The sequence below is a fragment of the Spirochaetota bacterium genome (assembly GCA_034190085.1).
GTDB lineage: Bacteria > Spirochaetota > UBA4802 > UBA4802 > JAFGDQ01 > JAXHTS01.
The window spans coordinates 135,489-156,192 of record JAXHTS010000071.1 but is presented as its reverse complement, the minus strand read 5'-3'; the positions used below and the strand labels follow the sequence as shown (position 1 = coordinate 156,192).

19 protein-coding genes are annotated in these 20,704 nt (G+C 35.7%); 11 read left to right on the top strand and 8 right to left on the bottom strand.

Annotated elements, in window-relative coordinates:
• Positions 1-46 precede the first annotated feature (46 nt).
• The 3 genes from SVZ03_14465 to SVZ03_14455 are packed head-to-tail and all read right to left on the bottom strand — an operon-like array spanning position 47 to position 2,604.
• On the bottom strand, positions 47-862 hold the full coding sequence (locus SVZ03_14465) for a hypothetical protein (protein MDY6935415.1): 816 nt from the start codon (positions 860-862) through the stop codon (positions 47-49).
• A gap of 58 nt (positions 863-920) precedes the next feature.
• Positions 921-1,262, bottom strand: a complete 342-nt coding sequence (locus SVZ03_14460; GenBank protein MDY6935414.1) for a P-II family nitrogen regulator — start codon at positions 1,260-1,262, stop codon at positions 921-923.
• A gap of 13 nt (positions 1,263-1,275) precedes the next feature.
• Complete coding sequence (locus SVZ03_14455) at positions 1,276-2,604, bottom strand: ammonium transporter (protein ID MDY6935413.1); 1,329 nt, start codon at positions 2,602-2,604, stop codon at positions 1,276-1,278.
• Positions 2,605-2,991: 387 nt separating this feature from the next.
• Here SVZ03_14455 and SVZ03_14450 point away from each other — a divergent pair, with 387 nt between their 5' ends.
• The 6 genes from SVZ03_14450 (at position 2,992) to SVZ03_14425 (ending at position 7,495) form a co-directional block, all read left to right on the top strand.
• Positions 2,992-4,056, top strand: coding sequence for a Xaa-Pro peptidase family protein (locus SVZ03_14450; protein ID MDY6935412.1), 1,065 nt, complete (start codon positions 2,992-2,994; stop codon positions 4,054-4,056).
• Positions 4,057-4,072: 16 nt separating this feature from the next.
• Entirely contained in the window at positions 4,073-4,636 is a 564-nt protein-coding gene (gene efp, locus SVZ03_14445; protein MDY6935411.1) for an elongation factor P, read from the top strand.
• Positions 4,614-4,865 (top strand): DUF2273 domain-containing protein, encoded by a 252-nt coding sequence (locus SVZ03_14440; GenBank protein MDY6935410.1) that lies wholly within the window; start codon positions 4,614-4,616, stop codon positions 4,863-4,865. The genes efp and SVZ03_14440 overlap by 23 nt, the downstream gene beginning before the upstream one ends.
• A gap of 10 nt (positions 4,866-4,875) precedes the next feature.
• Positions 4,876-6,018 carry a hypothetical protein gene (locus tag SVZ03_14435; protein MDY6935409.1) on the top strand — a complete coding sequence of 381 codons (1,143 nt, stop codon included), beginning with the start codon at positions 4,876-4,878 and terminating at the stop codon, positions 6,016-6,018.
• Between the two features lie 28 nt (positions 6,019-6,046).
• On the top strand, positions 6,047-6,607 hold the full coding sequence (locus SVZ03_14430) for an HDIG domain-containing protein (GenBank protein ID MDY6935408.1): 561 nt from the start codon (positions 6,047-6,049) through the stop codon (positions 6,605-6,607).
• Positions 6,608-6,790: 183 nt separating this feature from the next.
• Positions 6,791-7,495: a glycosyltransferase gene (locus tag SVZ03_14425; GenBank protein ID MDY6935407.1), complete on the top strand. Its 705-nt coding sequence runs from the start codon at positions 6,791-6,793 to the stop codon at positions 7,493-7,495.
• 206 nt (positions 7,496-7,701) lie between these two features.
• On the opposite strand, the gene SVZ03_14420 is transcribed toward SVZ03_14425, so the two are convergent.
• Positions 7,702-8,505 (bottom strand): hypothetical protein, encoded by an 804-nt coding sequence (locus SVZ03_14420; protein ID MDY6935406.1) that lies wholly within the window; start codon positions 8,503-8,505, stop codon positions 7,702-7,704.
• A 50-nt stretch (positions 8,506-8,555) separates the two neighbouring features.
• Positions 8,556-9,713 (bottom strand): nicotinate phosphoribosyltransferase, encoded by a 1,158-nt coding sequence (gene pncB, locus SVZ03_14415; protein ID MDY6935405.1) that lies wholly within the window; start codon positions 9,711-9,713, stop codon positions 8,556-8,558.
• Between the two features lie 302 nt (positions 9,714-10,015).
• Here pncB and SVZ03_14410 point away from each other — a divergent pair, with 302 nt between their 5' ends.
• Complete coding sequence (locus tag SVZ03_14410) at positions 10,016-11,404, top strand: IS1380 family transposase (protein ID MDY6935404.1); 1,389 nt, start codon at positions 10,016-10,018, stop codon at positions 11,402-11,404.
• A gap of 148 nt (positions 11,405-11,552) precedes the next feature.
• Here SVZ03_14410 and SVZ03_14405 read toward each other — a convergent pair whose 3' ends face one another.
• Complete coding sequence (locus SVZ03_14405; protein MDY6935403.1) at positions 11,553-12,761, bottom strand: DUF362 domain-containing protein; 1,209 nt, start codon at positions 12,759-12,761, stop codon at positions 11,553-11,555.
• 715 nt (positions 12,762-13,476) lie between these two features.
• Between SVZ03_14405 and ilvC the strand changes: the two genes are divergently transcribed.
• The 3 genes from ilvC (at position 13,477) to SVZ03_14390 (ending at position 16,927) form a co-directional block, all read left to right on the top strand.
• Positions 13,477-14,577, top strand: a complete 1,101-nt coding sequence (gene ilvC / locus SVZ03_14400; protein ID MDY6935402.1) for a ketol-acid reductoisomerase — start codon at positions 13,477-13,479, stop codon at positions 14,575-14,577.
• 198 nt (positions 14,578-14,775) lie between these two features.
• The gene (locus tag SVZ03_14395; protein ID MDY6935401.1) at positions 14,776-15,165 is read left to right on the top strand and encodes an SCP2 sterol-binding domain-containing protein; all 390 of its coding nucleotides are present in this window, start codon (positions 14,776-14,778) and stop codon (positions 15,163-15,165) included.
• A gap of 418 nt (positions 15,166-15,583) precedes the next feature.
• Positions 15,584-16,927: a hypothetical protein gene (locus SVZ03_14390; protein MDY6935400.1), complete on the top strand. Its 1,344-nt coding sequence runs from the start codon at positions 15,584-15,586 to the stop codon at positions 16,925-16,927.
• A 320-nt stretch (positions 16,928-17,247) separates the two neighbouring features.
• On the opposite strand, the gene SVZ03_14385 is transcribed toward SVZ03_14390, so the two are convergent.
• The gene (locus tag SVZ03_14385; protein MDY6935399.1) at positions 17,248-18,435 is read right to left on the bottom strand and encodes a hypothetical protein; all 1,188 of its coding nucleotides are present in this window, start codon (positions 18,433-18,435) and stop codon (positions 17,248-17,250) included.
• 352 nt (positions 18,436-18,787) lie between these two features.
• Between SVZ03_14385 and SVZ03_14380 the strand changes: the two genes are divergently transcribed.
• Positions 18,788-19,729, top strand: coding sequence for a bile acid:sodium symporter family protein (locus tag SVZ03_14380; protein ID MDY6935398.1), 942 nt, complete (start codon positions 18,788-18,790; stop codon positions 19,727-19,729).
• A gap of 7 nt (positions 19,730-19,736) precedes the next feature.
• Here the strand turns inward: SVZ03_14380 and SVZ03_14375 are convergent, their stop codons facing one another.
• Positions 19,737-20,693 (bottom strand): tyrosine-type recombinase/integrase, encoded by a 957-nt coding sequence (locus tag SVZ03_14375; GenBank protein ID MDY6935397.1) that lies wholly within the window; start codon positions 20,691-20,693, stop codon positions 19,737-19,739.
• Positions 20,694-20,704 lie beyond the last annotated feature (11 nt).

Below are 20,704 nucleotides of genomic sequence, written 5' to 3'. Positions count from 1 at the left end.
CTCTTTCCGGTTATTATAGCGCAAACTAGTAACAATAATTTATATCCTATAGTGAATAGGAGATACCAAAATCGCACCAGAAATGATTCATAATCCCATCATTTGCGTCCCTGAAATCCTTGCTAAGTGTTCTTCCATAGTAAAAATTTGAATTAAAGGAAAGATTATTGTATTGATTAGAGAAACCGACAAGAGCAACCATATCGCTCCATCCATCAGCCTCAAAATAGGGATCATTGTAGTAGCCTATCCATGCCCCAACACTCATGATAAGATTATCATTTCTGTTTATTAGTTCATGCCCCACTGAGAATCTAATATAATAATCTTCATCAGTTGGGACATCCTTGCCATATGATCCCTCGTATGATTCTATATAATAATCATAATAGAATTCCAGTGTGGGTGACAAAATTGTATCAACCCCTATTGAAAGACTGGCTTCCCAGAAGGATGGATCTTCTGCTGAATCATCTGCTTCGTCATAAAAGGGCCAATGACAAAACATGACACCTGCAGAGAGAGAAATATCATTGATATCTCTTGAATAAAAGAGGCCGTAATCAATCTCAGTAAAGGATTTCGCGGTATCTTCTGATGCAGAGTCGTTCTTTGTAAACCACTCTTCACTAATGCACCCAGCAATGCTAAGAGAAAAATCCTTTATATTACATTCAGCGTCTGGCCAGAATGTACCTGCCCCGTCATTTAAGACAGTGCCTCTCCACCAATATATACTACTATATGATATAGAGAGTGGAATTGTTACCAATTTTTCATCAGCTGATAGATCAAATCTCGTTACTCCATTAAGGCCAATCAGTATGAACAACATGCATACTAATGTTAATAATTTCTTCATACTTTTTCTCCTTTGAATTATTTTTTGTAAATGAATTACACTGTTTATAATTCTAAAGCTAACCAATTGCCATCTCACCTTCTTCATCGGTTCTTATTCGGTAGCAATTTTCAAGATTTAGAACAAATATTTTACCATCGCCAATTTTACCTGTCTTGGCACCCCTAATGATAGCCTTAACAGTTTTTTCGACGAAGTCATCGTTTACAGCTATCTCTACACGAACCTTTTGAAGCAGATTAACTTCAAGATCAATACCCCTATAGGTTTCATGATATCCTCCCTGCTGGCCGCATCCCAGGGAATTTGTCACAGACATTTTTTTTACTTCTTCTCTGAACAATTCCTGTTTAACATCATTCAGCCTCTCCGGTTGAATATAAGCTATTATAAGTTTCATTGTACCACCTCCTTTACTGATTTCTGAATATCTGGAATCCGGCATAGGACTCCATGCCATGCTCCTCAATATCTAATCCTCTTAATTCTTCATCACGTGATACCCTGAGGCCAAATATTTTATTAATTGAGAAGAAGACCATGCCCATTGTTATCACAACCCAACCAAAAACGGCCAGTACACCAAGTATTTGAATACCTATAAGATTAAATCCACCTCCAAAAAAGAGTCCGTTAACACCTTCGCCTGCATACTGAGCTTCTGCAAAAAATCCAACAAGAATTGTTCCAACAGCCCCGCAAATTCCATGAACAGAAATCGCTCCAACTGGATCATCTATCTTTAATACAAAATCGAATAGTTCAACCGAGATCACCACGATAATGCCAGCAATCAATCCGATTATTATTGAACTTATCGGAGAGACTGATGAACATCCTGCAGTAATAGCTACAAGTCCCGCAAGCGCTCCGTTTAGGCTCATACTAACATCCGGCTTACCGCTCTTAAGCCATATAATAGCCATGGCTCCAATTGCTCCTGCCGCTGCTGCAAGATTAGTATTTACAGCTATAAAACCGATGCTCAAATTATTGCCGGATGTTGTGCTTCCCGGATTAAATCCAAACCACCCAAACCAGAGTATAAATACACCCAACGCGGCTATTGGCATGTTATGACCTGGGATTGCTTTGGCCTTGCCATCAGCTCCATATTTTCCGATTCGCGGACCAAGGAATAATGCCCCCATCATAGCTGCCCATCCTCCAACAGAATGAACAACTGTAGAGCCGGCAAAATCGATAAATCCTAAGGAAGCGAGCCAGCCGTCACCCCATATCCAATGCCCTGAGATTGGGTATATTATTGCAGTGATAAATAGGCTGTATAAGAGATATGAGGTAAACTTAGTTCTCTCTGCCATAGCCCCGGAGACAATAGTAGCGGCAGTGGCAGCAAATACAGCCTGAAATAACCAGAATGCAAATACCCATAATCCATCCGGATTGTCAGGTGATGCATTTGAGAGAATAAATTTGGATGATCCTAAAAAACCGGAGATCGAATCCCCGAACATTAGGCCGAATCCAAGAATAAAGAACGAAATTGAACCAATAGAAAAATCCATAAGATTTTTCATTATTATGTTCCCTGCGTTTTTTGCCCTTGTAAATCCAATCTCTACCATTGCAAAACCCGCCTGCATAAAAAAGACTAAAAACGCGGCTATTAAGGTCCATACAACATCACTGGATTGTATATCTGAACTTATCGCTATTTCCTCTGCTTGCAATACTGAGATTGATGTGAAAACAATCAAGGGTAACAATAAGCATTTCATAGAAGAACCTCCTTTATTTGATTTATGCTTATTGATAACGCAATATCTATGCCAATTAAGTAAAAAGTTGTTGTTAATTAAGTAGTTGGTATCATAAATTATGAAATACAAAGAAAAATTCCTAATAATAGCTGTTTGATACGAATTTGAATGAAAACAAGCGTGGCCTCTTGTAAATTCTACCCCCTTAGTGTTGTGGTTTGGTACAAAAATGTAGCATTTGATTAGATCTGGTACAAAATTGTACTGCTATCTTATCTTAAAGTATGAATAGACTATACAATTTGCTTTAGATTGATCAGATATCAACTTGATGAAAAGGTCTTCACAAAACAAACAATTATAGATTCAAATCATTAAAAATAATAGAGATAGGAATTGAAACATATGAGATTAAAGAGTTTGAGGAAAAAACTTTCAAGGATGAATAAATTTCCCTATCTAATTTCCAACCTGAAAAATATATTCTATTTAACAGGTTTTGAGGGCTCATATGGTCATTTGGTTATTGATAGGGAGAGGTCCTTTTTTATATCAGATTCAAGATATAGAGAATACGCTAAGGAAATAATTCCTGAGTCAATTGAGTTCATTTTACAGAAGAGAAATATTATTGAAGCATTAAAAAACATATTTAATACAATCAACAAAGATAGAGTATACATAGAAGATTCAATCCCTCTATCCTTTTATCTGATGTTGAAGAAAGAGCTGGGTAACATTGAAATTATACCTAATGATGATGAAGTATCTGCCATTAGGATTATAAAAGATGATGGGGAGTTAGGGCTCATCAGGAAGGCCGTTGAAATATCGGATAGATGTTTTAAGCATCTAACAGGCATCATGAAACCAGGTATGCTGGAATGGGATTTAGCAGTAGAAATTGAATATTTTTACAGAAAGAATGGATGCAGAAAATCAGCATTCGATTCAGTAGTGGCGTCTGGGAAGGGATCATCAATGCCGCATTACTTAACATCGATGACAAAGAGGATTGATGAGGGCGATATTTTACTCATTGATATGGGTTGTGAATATGAGGGGTATAATTCTGACTTGACAAGAACTATTTTTTTAGGGTATATTGATCCAGAATTTGAAAAGATTTATAATATAGTAAAATGCGCTCAGGAGAAGGCTATTTCTTTTTTAAGGCCTGGGATTTCAGCTAGTAGGGTTGACAGGATTGCTAGGGATATTATAGCAGAAAAGGGATATGGAGAGGCTTTTGGCCATGCCTTGGGTCATGGTGTTGGATTAGATGTTCATGAACAACCCAGTATAAAAATGGGTAATAAATTCAGATTAAAGAAGAATGTTGTGATTACAATTGAGCCTGGGATTTATCTTCCAGATTCTGGGGGTGTGAGAATTGAAGATATTGTTATTATTAACGATATAGGCTATGAAGTGATTACAAAATCGTCAAAGGAAATAATTGTGATTTAGATTATCGAGGTAGTGGATGATTACAAGCAATGATTTTAAAAGGGGTATGGTGATCAAATTAGATGGTGATATATATTCAATATTGGAGTTTCTGCATGTCAAACCGGGTAAGGGTGGGGCATTCGTTCGAACTAAGTTGAAATCTCTTACCAAGGGATCAATTATTGATAAAACCTTTAGGGGTGGCGAAAAGTGTGAGGATGTAAGGGTTGAGAAGAAGATGATGCAATATCTTTATGATGAAGGTGATTCACTCGTCTTTATGGACACTGAAAGCTATGAACAGGAGTCTATACCAAAGGATGAGGTAGCTAATATTTTGGACTTCATCAAGGAGGGTGAGGAGGTAGAAATATCTGTTTACGAGAATAAACCGATATCTTTAATTCCTCCTACCTTTGTGGAATTGAAGGTTATTTATGCTGAGCCAGGCGTAAAAGGCGACACAGCTACAAATGTGACCAAATCGATTAAGGTTGAAACAGGTGCTGAGATTCATGTACCTTTATTTATTAATGAAGGGGATATTATTAAAATTGATACTCGAAAGGGGGAGTATGTTGAAAGAGTTAAACAATAGCGATGGTTTTATTAAATATATCCTGAATTGGATTAATGGCAATCCGGGGAAGGCAGTTGGAATCATCTCTGGTTTTATTTTTGGGATTTTGCTCTTTACTGTGGGATTATATAAAACCTTGCTGATTCTACTTTTTATGTTAGCAGGCTATTTTTTAGGAAGAAGCAGGGATGAGAATATTTCACTTTCTGATCAACTATCCAACCTCTTCAGGAAAAAAGATGAATGAATGCTGACTAGTGAAGAATAAAGATTCTCTAATAATACAAGAGGCATATAATTTATTCAAGAAAAAGAGATATAGGGATGTTATATCATTATTAACCAGCGAAGTATCTTCAAATAAAACACAATCCCCTTATCTACTTTTTCTCTTAGCCCTATCCTATTTGTTAACCAGCCAATATGATAAAACTGATTTGATGGTAAAAAGAATTAAGATGATCGATCCGGATTATCTCCCATCTCACCAATTGGAATCCTTCATCCATTTAAAATCAGCGGCAGATCTAAATCTTGCATTGGCAAGGTATATTGAGCTTGTTGAAAAATATTCAAAGGATAAATATCTTAACAGAGCCTTAAATGCCCTGCGAAAAGCGGATGATTTTAATGAATTTCAGAAGGATGCTCTCCTTGGTGATTTTGTCTATATTCCAAAGCCTAGTAAGGGATTTTGGTTATCGAGTAAATGGAGGGGTAAGGGGCAATTTCATACTAGAATATTTATCCTTATGATTGGCATTCTTTCAATTGTAATAATCTTGCCAATAGCAATCTATTTTCCACTAAGGCAAGAAAAGAATTTTAAGGATAATACAACGCAGGTTGATCATGTGTATCTAAATGGTATGAGATATGATTTGATTGATAAGATTAAAAAAAAGAAAACCCCTGTATTCTATTATTCAAATGATGAGGTTATAAGGGACTTCAATAAAGCAAAAAGATTGATAAAGGGCAATGATTATAACAGAGCGCTGATATTGCTTAATAAGATTCAGAACAGCAATTCTAATTTTAGTGTAAAAGAAAGGGTTGAGTTTTTAAGGAAGTTTATTTTGAATGTTGAAGATAGAGAGTCCAGTGATATCCCTTTTATTAAGATATCTGATAAGCCATATTTGTATAAAGGAATTTTTGTCAGATGGAAGGGCAGGGTAGCGAATATCAAGAAGAAGGGTAGCAAGCTGCTCTTCAATCTACTAATAGATTATGAAAAGGGTGATATATTTTCCGGGATTATTGATGTGTATTCTGAAAAATTTCCTGCTGGAATTCATAATGGTGATGAGGTAGAGATTGAGGCTGTATTTGTGAATACCATTGGGGATGATAATAGAATGTATCTCGTTGCAAATGATATTATCAAGTTGAGATAAATTATACGTTGATCAAGGGAAACAAGCAATGATGGAAAGGGAACAAGCGTTAACACTCTTACAAAGATATATAAAGAATGAAAATATGATTAAACATTCCCTGGCCTCTGAGACCGTTTTACGAGCATTAGCTAAAGAACTTGGGGAGGATGTAAACAAATGGGGAATAGCTGGTCTCCTTCATGACATAGATGTAGAGATCACTAACGCTGATCTTAACATTCATACAAAAGAGGGAGTGAAAATTTTGAGGGATGAGGGAATCGATGATGATATCATCGAAGCTATAAGACTGCATAATGAAGTGCCTTATCCAGGGGAAAAGAGAAGTACAAGGTTGCAGCACGCCCTTGCATCTGGAGAGACTGTCACTGGCTTAATAATCGCCACTGCTCTTGTGTATCCGGATAAAAGGCTTGAGGGTGTGAAGGTCAAATCAGTTACTAAAAGGATGAAGGAAAAGGCCTTTGCCAGATCTGTTAACAGAGATGTCATCATGGAGTGTGAAAATGTTGACTTGGAGGTGAACAGATTTATTGAGATCGCGCTTGGCGCAATGCAGAAAATATCTCACAAACTGGGATTATAGCATAACATACCCTTATTGCTATTGCATCCAATTCGCATACATCTTCGTGAACAACTTGACTTTATTACTATTCGGGCATATGATATTGAAGTTGAATACTGAGGGCATTTTAATTCAATATAATATTTTCCCTCTAAAAAATGTTCTATTTATTGGTTCAAGCTTCGAATATAATTATTTATCATGCTATCGATTATAATTCCCACCTTCAACGAAGAAAAATATCTTCCAAGATTATTGCATTCAATCAAATCCCAGGACTATAAAAATTATGAAATTATTATTTCTGATGCGAATTCAGAAGATAACACTAAACAGGTCGCTAAGAAAAATAGATGTAAATTCGTTTCAAGTAAAAGGAGAAATCCAGGACATCAGAGGAATAATGGCGCACAAAAGGCCAAAGGGGACGTTTTATTGTTTATTGATGCAGATGCCATTTTGCCAAAGAATTTTCTTTCAACAATAATGACGGAATTTACTAAAAAAGAATTGGATATTGCAGGATTCTATTTTATTTTTAATTCAAAAAAGATTATTTATAAAATATATTCTTTTTGTTTTACTGTATTATGTTCTTTCGCCCAATATGTTAAACCGATTTCGATCGGAGCAGGAATATTAGTTAAAAAGAGATATCATGATAGTGTCGATGGATTTGATGTCACTATTATTATTGGAGAGGATCATGAGTATTCACAGAGGATTTCAAAGATTGGAAAATTTCGAATGATTACCTCAAAGAAAATGTATTACTCTGTTAGGAGATTTGAACAGGAGGGTAAATTCATTACATTATTTAAATGGGTATATTGTGCATTTTACTATTTATTGAAAGGTCCAATACGAAAGAGGATTGTTGATTATAAATTTGGGAATTTTAGTTAAATCGGTAATCATTACAATATTAATAGATATAATAGTTATCTATCTCTTCATTACTAAATCTGTATTTTTATCTTGAGGTTGGGTGTTATCCAATCAGAATCATATATGCAGGGTAAAAAAAAATGATTTCGATAGTCCGAAAATTGTACTAAAAAAGTCTTTATGGAAAGCCATATGAAATAGAACAGCATAAAACATATAAAGTGTCAGCCCGGAAAGTCAGTTGTCCTGGCAATTCGCATACCGCGGGATTTCATCTCCTTAATAAAATCTAAGGCTTGGTCTTCAAATCCTGTAACCGGTGAGGTGGCATCTTCCAGTAATACCAGTTTTTCGATATGATTATCACGGAGTGCATCAGCAATATCTTTTACCGTATTGGCCACACAGTGAGATAATGCCTCGCCTGCGATCCCTATTATCTCAGCCTCATCGAGTCTTTCAATAAAGCCTGTGTTAAAATATGTTCCATTATCATCAGGATCGATTACATCAGCCCTTATGGCAGAATAATGTTCAGTGAAGATATTAGTTCCTTTAGTCAGGTAATCAACAGATGCATACATATCTTCCCATTCATCAAGGGCGTCAAAGATATCAGGGAAGATTTTATGCCCATTGCTTCCGATAAGGCAATGGGGAGGCCAGATAGTGAGGGTGTATCTTCCGTTTCTCTCAAGCTGCCTGACATATTCGATTGATCTCTCATTATATTCAGGATTACTGGCTCTCCATTTTATCAGATTTCCGATAACATCATTAGTGCTTATTGCAGTAAATGGCTTGGGATGATTGTCATTCTCATCGATCCACCAGATGGGATGCGCAATATGCTGTTTCCTGTGGGTGTCAAGAGTTACTCTGATCTTTTCGATCTTGTCCTTCCCCTTCCTTATCATTGAGGTTGTTCTTTTCATATCCTCTTGCGCCCCTGGTACATAGAGGGCTCCATTGGGATCGCAGAAATCGTATTGAGCATCTATAATCAGTAGTTGGATTTTATGATTCAAGCTGCCCTCCTTTCCATATACAAAATGTTACAATCAAGCTTTAACAACTATTAGGTTATCCTGAAAATTTTTTTTATATACTCAACATAGGATTCATCATCACACATACTTTTTCCTGGCGAGTCACTCAGCTTCACTACAGGTTGTCCATTACACCTTACCATCTTGATTACAATCTGAAGAGGTTCATTTCCAAAATCATTGGTAAGATTTGTGCCTATGCCAAAAGCCACATTTATCGAATCATGGTATCTCAGCGCAATATCCCGCGCCTTTTTAAAATCAAGCCCATCGCTGAATACAGCCACCTTTGTCTTTGGATCGATCCTCATCTTTCTGTAGTGAGCAATCAATTTATCACACCACACATATGGATCTCCTGAGTCATGTCTTACGCCGTCAAAGAGCTTGCAAAAATAGAGATCAAAATCCCGTAAAAATACATCCATACCCAATACATCAGACAGGGCTATTCCAAGGTCTCCCCTGTATTCCTGTGCCCAGTTTTCAAGCGCGAATCTCTGGCTATCTATAAGCCTTACATCAATAGCCTGACAAGCCTGAAGAAATTCGTGAGCCATCGTTCCGATAGGGGTAATCCCATATTTCGATGCTAAGAGTACATTGCTAGTTCCACTGAAATTATTTGGAATCTCCGTTATGATCCCTTCTATGATCTCTTGATGCCAACTCTTTGAGCGCCGTCTCCTTGTCCCAAAGTCAGAAAAAAAGACTATATGGCTGTTTTCTTTGACAATTTGAATTTTTTCTTTCAGGTAATATCTTGCCTTTTCATAACCAGGTACAGGATTAGTATTTCTGTAATATATTTCGTTAATTATTGCTAGGATAGGTACTTCAAAGAGTATTGAATGAAGCCAAGGGCCTTTAATAGCAATTTCTAGCTCATTGTTAATACAATTTATATCAACAAAATCCCTGTTCAAGCGAAAGATTCTAAGGAAATCGACAAAATCCTTCTTTATATACCTCAATCCATTGAGGAATTCAAGTTCTTCTTCCATGAAGGTCAGGGAGCATAGATGGTCAACCTCTCTGTTTATCTCTTCTAAATATGGTGAAAAATCTATTCCATTGTTTCTGCACTTAAAGGCATATTCAACATCTATGCCAGGAAATCTATGAAGGACAACCTGCTGCATTGTAAATTTATAAAGGTCTGTATCAAGAAGGCTTTCAATAATCATTGGTTTCCCAGATAATAAATGAGTAATACTTGGTTAGTTTATTATAATCACAGCATGACGGATGATGGGTGTGTTATGGAGGTATATGATTACACCACTCAATATAGGTGGGTTATTGATTAATGATATTTTCTGATTATGTCAATTAGATTTTATTAAAATGCATTTATAGGATAATAAATATAACCTCAATTGTGCAAAATAATATTATTTGAATATCGATTATAGTTGAAGAATGGCCATTATCCTGAAATATGGAGATTTATCAAACGAAACCACACAAAGGATAAAGGCCATTTATTATGAGGTTAAAGAAATCAGAAATAGGATCAAGAGTCAACAGTAATTTAGGAATAAAATTTATAAGACAAGATTTAACAAGCTATTCGGGATTGGAACTGATAAAAAGATATTACCGAATAATTAGATTAAAGGAAAGCATCAAAGCCAGGATGAAGAACATCGGTTATCAAGGAGATTACCCTGTTCACAAAATGATTCTCTTGCTCATTACGATGATTATTTTTGGAGTTGAAAGAGTATCAAATATAGAATATATAAAAGATGATCCTTTAGTTAAACGATTATGTGAGTTGGATAGGCTTTCGAGTCGTTATTCGATTGCAAGGTTTCTGAAATACTTTACAGATGACGCATTAAAGAGTTTCATTGAGTTGAATTCTGTACTACTAGTTGAACAAATAAAGAAATTAGGTCTGACGACACTTACTATTGATATTGATGGTACAGTTGTGAGCAGTCGAGGGAATCCTGAGCTAAGCGGCAAAGGATACAATCCAATAAAAAGGGGAGTATATAGTTATTTTCCACTGACAGCTTACCTTGCACAAACAGGACATTTTATAAAGATAAAGAACCGCTCTGGTAATGTACACGACAGCAATGGTTCAACTGAATTCATAGAAGAATTTATAACAAGTTTGAAGTTTATGCTTGGCGGTAGAGTAAGGCTTCGAATAAGGCATGATGGAGCATTTTTTAGCGACAAAAACCTTAAAATGTATGAACTTCAAGGTTTAGAATATGCGTCGAAAGTTCCTTTTTACAGATATCCGGTCTTCAAGAACAAAATTATTTCCAGACGGAACTGGAGAAGGCTTGACTCGAAGACATTGTATTTTTATAAAAAGATTAAACTTGCTAGTTGGGATCGTGACAGATTATTTTTATTCATAAGGATGGAGGTTCCCAAGAAGAAGAAAGTAAAAGGGCTTCAGCTTGATCTTTTTTCTCCTGATAATATTGATTATGAATATTTAGTAGTATGTACAAATATCAAACTTAAAGCAAAGAATATTATAAGGTTTATGTCAGGGAGGTCTGCTCAAGAGAAAGCAATAGGTGAGTTAAAGAGTGATTTTGCTTATGATAAGTTGCCTTCTTCATCCTTTAATGCAAATAGTACATTTCAACAAATTAGCATGATGAGTTATAATCTCATGAATTCATTTCAGCTTGATGCGATGGGATACAGTAAAACAGAGAAGAGAAATATTGCATCTACAAGATGGTATAAAAATTTGAGATTTAAGACAATTCGGTTTCTTGTGATATATAAAGCTGGTATAGTTAATCGACCGAATGGGAAGTATACTTTAAGCCTATCAAATAACAAGGCAACAGAAAAATTATATAAATATATTTCAGAAAATTTAGGTATTGCTGCTTAAATTTTTGCACAATTGAGGTATAAGTAATTAACCTTTGTTTAAAGAATTATACTTTTTAACAAAGGATTCACCTAGGGGTTAGGTGCATTAGTATATTGTTTACATTATAATTCAACCCAACAGTGCGTTATTCACTAAAACAGCATAATTATTTCGGATTAGATTTGGGATTTTGTGTAGAAATAACCTTGAGGATTTGGCTTGCTACAGGCGGACATCCCGGCACAAAAATACAATCATTCCTATGCTGATTCGCACAATTACCGATACAGAGCGTTTCGCTTGAGACAGACTTATGTCCCTTGCCAATAGCAATGGTTAGATTATCTTTCCCTGGGAAGTAGTCAAATAATTCCTCGCCATACCTTTTCAGGAACAACAACAGGGTTGATTGGCATGCGCTGCATGATTGTTCATCAAGAATAGTGATGCCAGGAAATTGTATTGACAGGTTTAAGGGGGGTGGTTTGAAAGGGGAGGATGATTCACGCCATGTATCTGGACTTACCTTTATCCTGGAGATATCGATCACACCATATCCACGCTCAGCTCCAATTCGCAGATGTGGCACCTTATTTGCGTCCAATCCCATGAGCGAGCATGCTATGGAATCTACTGCAAAGGAATCAATTCCTGTTACGATTACATCGAGTCTTTTGGCCTCTCCGGCACTTGGACCCAAACCCTCCATACCTGTTGTGCCGTCAATGATTGATAAACTTGGACGGAGAATTGATGACATATCAGCAATTGCGATATCAAGAGGCATGTCGTCTATGCCCTCAATTCTGGACAGCATGTGTAGCTCTACCTTACTGCGACGCCATAGACATCCTTTCATGTTCTTAATAGCAAGGGTGACTCCAGTATGCATATGGGTCTTCATAACAGGGATAGACACGACTATATCATAATCGAATACAACTGAGCACACCTTGATTGACTGTATTACAATTCCGTCCCTAATAGCAGTTTTAGCAGGTTGACCAACATCCATATCTAATAAGGGGCAATTGCGTTCGCGAACCACAGAAGCAATTCCGCTTGACTCGAATGCCTCAATTACATTGACTCCTGTTATTGGGCTTTCGCCAACAGCTACCCTGGCACCTGCCTTATGAAAGGTGTCTATTGCTGCAGCCACGACCTGTGGGTTGGTTGTGATTCCAGATCCAGGATTTGCAATGCGGCCTGCGTTGGGTTTTAATAGGACCTTTTTGCCCTTTATCGTAGTGAGGTCAATATCAGAGAGCGCTTGTATGGTATTTTTATAAGCGTCCTTTCCACTTACTACTTGGACATGAGGATTATGTAAACTGTCAGGGAATGGGCTAGGATAGAGTGATTTTTTTTCCATAGATATAAATTATCAATGCTCATTATCAACGTTTTATTCAGCCTTTCAGATGATAGATTAACTAGGTTGTATGAATTTAATATTCGAATAGTGGTTTAATATAATCATGGGTTAATCTAGGACAGAGTATGAATTAAGGTATTCATGATTGCTTTCACATCTGTCAAGGCCTCTATTCGCAGAGGAGTACGGGAATGCTATATGACAATTGCGGAATAGAATTATCAGATTAGTTGTCACAGGATGATTTTAAAAATTCTATTATTGCTATTGTTTCAATCCCAATTCCTCAATATTTTTATGATTATAATGATTCATGGAATATTAAAGTGAGTCAACAATTTTTCTATTTCCTCCTTAAGTCTATTAGGATTAGTAATTGTTACAGAAATACTATAAGTACTAGATATACTATGCATAACATATAAAATATCACCTTTGGAAATTATTTTTCCCCGACAGATATAATAAAATTCAACTTATTTGGATATTGCTTAGTCCTTAAAAATAGCATAGACTTTTTTTTAACTATTTTATTTTTTTTACTTGAAAAATGATATCCCCTCAAGAAGTAAGTGTAAACATATCTGACCTTCAATTGAAGATAGTGAATAACTCATATTGAAGGGAAGAGACACCAAACTTATGTAAAAAGATAATTTACACAAAATTAATATAACGTAGCGAAAGAGTAACAACATTTAAGGAGAGTAGTATGGCTGAGATTGATATAGGTGGTATTAAAGAGACTGTTATTACACGTAAGGAGTTTTCACTTCCCAAAGCACGAAAAATATTAAAAAATGAGACTATTGCAATTATTGGTTATGGAGTCCAGGGGCCAGCACAGGGTCTTAATCTTAAGGATAATGGTTTTAATGTAATCATTGGGCAATCAGAGGCTTTTAAAGAGGATTGGGACAGGGCAGTAAATGATGGATGGAAACCTGGCAAGGATCTTTTTGAGATTGATGAAGCAACCCAAAGGGGTACTATTATTCAGATATTGGTAAATGATGCTGCGCAGATGAAGATTTGGCCAGTAGTCAAGGCAAACCTTAATGAGGGCGATGCAATTTATTTTTCTCATGGTTTTTCAATTGTATATAGGGATCAGACGAATATTGTTCCTCCAGAGAATGTGGATGTAATCATGGTTGCTCCCAAGGGCTCTGGTACATCGGTTAGGCGAAATTTTTTATCTGGTCAAGGAATAAATTCCAGTTATGCCATTTTTCAGGATTACACAAAAAAGGCTGAAGAGCGTTGTTTGGCAATTGGAATAGGGATTGGTTCTGGTTATCTATTCCCAACTACATTTGAAAATGAGGTTTATAGTGACCTTACAGGTGAGAGGGGTGTTCTTATGGGCGCGCTTGCAGGCATCATGGAGGCTCAGTATGATGTTTTAAGGGCAAATGGGCATTCCCCGAGTGAGGCATTTAATGAAACTGTTGAGGAGTTGACACAGAGTCTCATTCGATTAGTAGATGAGAATGGAATGGACTGGATGTATGCTAATTGTTCAGCCACAGCACAGAGGGGTGCGCTTGACTGGAAGCCCAAGTTTAAAAAGGCAGTGATGCCAGTTTTTAAAAAGTTATACAAACGCGTTATCAATGGCAAAGAGACGGAGCGCGTTCTCAAGGTTTGCGGAGAGAAGGACTACAAGGAAAGATTGAATAAAGAACTTGCTGAGATTCGTGACTCTGAGATGTGGATGGCTGGAGCTGCTTGCAGAAGTCTAAGACCAAAGGAAAAGGAGAAAATAGTAACCAAGAAGACTAAAGGGATTGGTGGACGCGGTAAATCTTAGATGATTGGAGTAATAATCTATCATTCAATAGTAAACTTCCCTAGCATTAAATTTAATCCATCCAAGGGTAAAACATGTCAAGTCAGGGTCTGTTAGCTAATCTTTATTCTCCATAATTTAAGGAAAATTGATAATATATATATTCTTGATAATAAATGGATCATTTTGATCCAATAAAATAGGGTGGGAGGTGCTTTTATGGGATTTCACTTTTTATCTAATGATTGGTTTCAAGAAGTAAAAAGGCTACGTGAGGATGCCGGAGACCTTGGCGTTCCTGAAGATTTAATGAAACTCACAATAAACATTCGTGTTACTGGCGGACCTGATGGGGAAAAGAAATTGCACTTAAAGGGTGGTACAATTTATCAGGGCAAGGCTGATCTTGCAGCTACAAATATTACTATTACATATGACTTAGCTCGCAAGGTGCTTCTTGAGAATGATCTATCCGCTGTTATGAAGGGAATGGCTACACGAAAAGTCAAGGTTAAGGGCGATTTAACAAAGATGATGGCTCTGCAAAACATTACCAGTAATGAATCTGTTCAGTCTCTTATGGGGAAGGTTCTGGAAATGACCGATTAGATCTCAGCCTTTTCTGAGTTTTTTCCTTAAATGTATGGAAATATACACTCCTCCTATACATACTCTAGAGACACCACTGAAGAGTGAGTCATGCTGATTCTGATAATGATCATAGTATTATAAACACTTCTTTAGCGATGGTACAAAAAGGACGTGTTCTGAAACCCTATAGGTGCCATCTCTCAAATACGAACTTATAAGCCCATACATCTTCTAATGATACATGTCTAACCTTTAGTATGAGAACCAAAGGAGTGCAACTTTATTTCAAGTTGAGGAAATGCTAAAGATGTTAGATTTTTTATAATTTAACTGTAACAGTATTGAAGATGAATTTGTTGGAGATGTGTATTTTCAAAATACAGTATTGAGGAAGTATTAGACTCTCTGAGACATCAAAAAGATTTGGAAGTAAATAATGAAAAAGATATTTTTATTGATGTTTATTTTTTTTCCATCAATAACATGGGCTGACAAAATATATCTAAGCAAAGGAGATATAGTAAATGGCACAGTCACTGAAGTGACAGCAACTGCAATAAAGTATAATGCTGAAGATGAGAACAAATTAATTGAATTATCAAGAAATGATGTTCTTAAAATAGTATATAGTAGCGGTAAAGAGGTAGATTTCTATGATAAGATCTATTTATTAGATGGTGAAATAATCAAATGTCGCATAATTCGAGTTGCTGGAGTATATATTGAAATCAAACCTGAGGGTAACATCCTATTTGACAGAGTTTCGAAGGAGAGTATATTTAAGATAATTTATGATGACGGCAATGTAGAAAAAATGTTGGATGAAATCTATACAAAGGATGGCGAAATAATTAGAGGCTCAATCATTCAAATTACTGATGAGTATATTGCATATGATCCTGTTGGAAACAAAACCTATGAACATTACCCCAGGGGCAATCTGCTGAAGATCGTATATGCTGATGGAAGGACTACATCTCTCAATGATGAGACCCCAGATAAATCTGATAATAAGAGCGTTGCATTAGAACCTGAATCTAAAATAACTACTCATATGGATAGCCCTTGGAATATATTTTTTCTATTTAATATTGGAATCGGCGGGAGAAGAAATCCTAAAGTCAAGGATTGGACAAATGACTATGCTCATATATATCTTGAGTATTTACAGAATGAAGTAGGTATATGTGATAATTGCTATGTCGCGAATTCGACCAATGAATATAATGTTGATATAGGCATTGAAGTTGAAACACGTCTTTTTACTAATTACGGTTTTGGGATTGGTTTGGGAGCTGGAGCTTTCACTATTATAGATAATACTGATACGTCAATAAAGAGTGAATTTGGTGAAATATCCTTTATGCGGTCAGATTTATCAGTGACTAATATTTATGGTGCTTTATATTACAAAAAATATTGTAAGGAATATTCACTTAAGTATGTGCCTTATGTTCTTGTAGGAATCGGAACTGGAATATATTGGGCAGAGTATGATGTAGAGATATTATATGACCAGGATCATCCGGCTCTATATAGTTCACTATTTGATAAGGAATATAGCGGTGATACTCTAGCTGTACACAGTATTTTCGAAGTTGGGATAGAAGATCATTTTATGATGTTCTTTATCGGGTTGAAATATCTTTATGGTGAAGTGGAGACGTTAAAATCCGGTCATGAAGTTATGATAACAAGGTATGGCGCAAAATGTACAGCAAGATTGACTGGGGTAACCCTATATTTGGGTATTGGTATACATACAGACTATGAGGATTAACTATTCCTAAAGATGTGTGCTAGTCAGCATTGAAATAAATGGAGTATGTTTAAAAGTAATCAAAATTCCCAAAGATCACTCATTTATGGAAAATCTTCTGAACAGCTTTCGATGCATAATAGAAAAAATATCTAAAGTAGGTTAATAAAAAAGAGCCATCACGGTTGCTTATTGCACCCTGAAAAGTCAATCAGGTTGATAACTTCTGCTATCCTCTCCTCTGTGCTTTTGCATCAGATTGCTCATTGAATATGGTATTACTGATCAATTAACATATATTAAAAGATAATCCATTTTTTTCTTGTTCATTATAATTTGAGCTAAATCTTAATTTCAGATTTTAGCCATATCGTATTCTCAGGATCATCTTCTGATTCTTCTTTTTTTGAATCATAATAAGCGATAAACCGGACATGTCTATTGAATTCATAACCAATGCCTGTTCCCCAATAATATACCCTGCTTTCATCTATACCCTTATCTTCTCCTAATGTATATCTTCCATAAAGGAATAGCGGGGTGTCAATAATGGATTTAACGTTAATATTTAGCCAAATATCCATAATATACATCTCAGCCTTGTCGCCATCATCATATTCCATCACACTGCCATCTTCATAGACGAAAGGTATTATGTAAAGGATGCCAGCTTTTATTATATCATCCATCCATGATACACAACCACCATAAAATCCTCTATAGAAATCTTCCGGTCTACCTGCATCTGTGCCCTCCCTTTTGTAAAAGCCTGATAAATACAGATGTGTGATTGGTGTAATTGTTAGTCTACCATAATAGGCTTTATTATTATCATCTCCTTCATCAACATCCTTATAACCCTCTCCATTGGTTATTGCGCCAATAAGGGTTACTTTTTTCATGGCTTCAAATTGAACCGATAATCCAAGGTCAGCAGAATGATCAATATTGCCATGAAAAACATTACTGCCAACGATTTTTTTGCTATCATCGATAGAATTTTTATGAATCCACCTCGCATCCGATTGCTTATCAATAAAGCCTATGATAGGCGTAGCTATCATGCCAATTGTTACATTAGCTTTCAATTTATCATGTATATTTTCAACATGCTTGAGTTCTGTTTGCAGATAAGCATATTTGACATTGAGTTCATATTTCTGCGTTCTGTTGTCACTAATCGTGTGGTCAATAATCCCATCGTCATCAAAGTCCAGTACAACATCACAATTTTTTTCAGTCTTTGAAATATCTGTGGTTACTTTTGCGCTGAAGATATCGTTAAATTTTTCCTTCCAAGTTAAGTATAACCTTTGAATTTCAAATGTGTTTTGATTATAGGCATCTTGAGTATATGCAGTATGCCAATTAAAATAAATTTTGCCAGATAGATCGATGTTGTGACTCTGCTCTTTTTTTTGTTGAATGGGTATCTCTTTTGAAATTTCTTTTTTCTGTGCTAGCAATAATCCTTGATTAACAAAAATCATAAGAGCTACTATAAAAATGAAATACTTGCTTGAAATCACTACTTTCTCCTATTTGATATATTTTATTTTACTAATAATAAATAAATCTAAATATTTGCATGTTCACCTCCAATACAAAAGATTTATATTTAATATAATGTAGGGAAAATATAAAAAAAATATATTGTTATTGTAAAGAAAATATAAAAAAAATTAAGAATATTATTCTTAATTTAATAAGCATTATGATTTGTAATGAGGTAATTGAAGGTTAGCACAATAAGTCTCTAAATTACCAAATTGGTTGACTTTTTCAAAACAATTCTTGAAGTAACATATGTTATTTAATCTACTTACTTCAGCCTTTATTAATGAATGGTTGTTTTGAAATTGTTGATTGGTAGGATAATTTATGATTCGATCCGTTATAAATTTTTACAATAATCATCTATCACTCTGGGTTGTTTTTTTTGCTATTATAGCCTACCTCTTCCCATCTGACTTTGTGAGAATAAAACCCTATATAAACTTTTTCTTTGCTGTCACTATGTTTGGAATAGGCCTTGTTATTACTGAGGAGGACTATAAAAATATTATCAAAACTCCATTTATCATTCTTTTTGGCAATCTATGTCAGTTTACAATAATGCCTCTTCTTGCACTGCTTACGGCTAGTATATTCAATCTCCCAAATGAATTTACCATTGGTTTAATATTAACCGGATCAGCTCCAGGCGCAATGACAAGCAATATTATTACTTATCTTTCTCATGGAGACACAGCATACTCAGTCTCACTAACTGCTCTAGCAACGCTATTGTGTCCAATACTTACACCTCTTTTAACGTTCCTCCTTGCCGGTAAGATTACTCCAGTGCCCTTTGGGTCAATGTTTTTAACAATAATATATACAGTTGTGGTACCTCTTATTATAGGATTTGTTGTAAGAAAATATTTTACCGATTTTGTTAATAAGATTACTGAAATACCACCCGCCATCTCAGTAACTTCCATAATAATCATTTGTTCCTATGTGGTGGCGGCGAATAAGACCAATCTTGGAAAGGCAACTGTGATTATCTTCATAGCTGTGATATCTCATAATTTTGTGGGGATGATACTAGGCTATTATGCTGGTGCAGTTGGCAGATTAGATTTTAAGAGGAAGAAAACCCTTTCAATTGAGATAGGGATGCAGAATGCTGGTCTCGGTGTTGTGCTTGCATTACAGCATTTTTCAGCTGAGGTCGCTATCCCTGGTGTAATCTTTACGATATGGTGTATAATATCAGCATCAATATTAATTAATTTTTGGATATTTCTTGAGAAAAGAGAGAATTCCAGAAAAATATAGAAATACGTTATTCCATTTCCTTTAGCTCATCCTCGGCATGGGGATGATATTTTTCATAAACACTTTTTAATCTCTCCTTTGTCGTGTGTGTATAAACTTGAGTAGCAGAAATGCTCTTGTGCCCAAGCATCTCCTGGATAGCCCTAATATCAGCTCCTTGATTCATCAGTTCAGTAGCAAAACTATGCCGTAACATATGAGGTGATACCCTCTCCATCATACCAGCACTCTTTGCTCTCTTATCAACAATATAGAATATACCCCTCACAGTGATCCTTTTCCCAGCGCTATTTACAAAAAGGGGTTCTGTAAATTCTCCAAACTCCACCTCTCTCCTTTTGAGATACCGTTCCATCCATATTGATGTATCGTCAGTTAAAAATACCACTCTATCTACTGAACCTTTTCCAAAGACCTTTAGGGTTCCATCGCTTAAATTAAGATTTTTAATATTAGCTGAGGCTATTTCTGATACCCTTGCCCCAGAGGAGTAAAAGAGCTCTAGTAGGGCCCTATCCCTGAAGTCTAAAAAATTTGTTAAATCAAAACTTAGCAATTCACTAATCTTGTCATGGTATAAAAATCTTGGTATTTTTTTTATTCCTTTTGGAAAATTGATTCTTATTGCGGGATTAAGGTTTATCAATTCATTGTTATATAGAAATTTAAAAAATGATTTTATACAGGCTATCTTTCTTGATATAGATGTTTTCTTCAATCCCATGTCATAGCAGAATTCAACAAATCCCGAAATCTCATCCTGGCCAATAGAATTAACTAAGACATCATCGTCCCTTATCACAACATCAATATCATAATAATTATTTTCCTTATCCTTACAATAATCTTTCATCAAGAATTTATAGAATTGAATTAGGTCTCTATTGTAGGCCTGGCGGGTTTTATTCGCAGCACCCTTTTCACACTCAAGATAATCCATAAACTGATCAATTTCTTTAATCACGATCTGCCCTC

Coding starts and splice junctions, on each gene's coding strand:
- ilvC (MDY6935402.1), top strand. CDS start 13,477: ATGGCTGAGATTGATATAGGTGGTATTAAAGAGACTGTTATTACACGT.
- SVZ03_14390 (MDY6935400.1), top strand. CDS start 15,584: ATGAAAAAGATATTTTTATTGATGTTTATTTTTTTTCCATCAATAACA.
- pncB (MDY6935405.1), bottom strand. CDS start 9,713: ATGATTATTGAAAGCCTTCTTGATACAGACCTTTATAAATTTACAATG.
- SVZ03_14380 (MDY6935398.1), top strand. CDS start 18,788: ATGATTCGATCCGTTATAAATTTTTACAATAATCATCTATCACTCTGG.
- SVZ03_14430 (MDY6935408.1), top strand. CDS start 6,047: ATGATGGAAAGGGAACAAGCGTTAACACTCTTACAAAGATATATAAAG.
- SVZ03_14410 (MDY6935404.1), top strand. CDS start 10,016: ATGAGGTTAAAGAAATCAGAAATAGGATCAAGAGTCAACAGTAATTTA.
- SVZ03_14460 (MDY6935414.1), bottom strand. CDS start 1,262: ATGAAACTTATAATAGCTTATATTCAACCGGAGAGGCTGAATGATGTT.
- SVZ03_14455 (MDY6935413.1), bottom strand. CDS start 2,604: ATGAAATGCTTATTGTTACCCTTGATTGTTTTCACATCAATCTCAGTA.
- SVZ03_14405 (MDY6935403.1), bottom strand. CDS start 12,761: ATGGAAAAAAAATCACTCTATCCTAGCCCATTCCCTGACAGTTTACAT.
- SVZ03_14395 (MDY6935401.1), top strand. CDS start 14,776: ATGGGATTTCACTTTTTATCTAATGATTGGTTTCAAGAAGTAAAAAGG.
- SVZ03_14450 (MDY6935412.1), top strand. CDS start 2,992: ATGAGATTAAAGAGTTTGAGGAAAAAACTTTCAAGGATGAATAAATTT.
- SVZ03_14440 (MDY6935410.1), top strand. CDS start 4,614: ATGTTGAAAGAGTTAAACAATAGCGATGGTTTTATTAAATATATCCTG.
- efp (MDY6935411.1), top strand. CDS start 4,073: ATGATTACAAGCAATGATTTTAAAAGGGGTATGGTGATCAAATTAGAT.
- SVZ03_14425 (MDY6935407.1), top strand. CDS start 6,791: ATGCTATCGATTATAATTCCCACCTTCAACGAAGAAAAATATCTTCCA.
- SVZ03_14465 (MDY6935415.1), bottom strand. CDS start 862: ATGAAGAAATTATTAACATTAGTATGCATGTTGTTCATACTGATTGGC.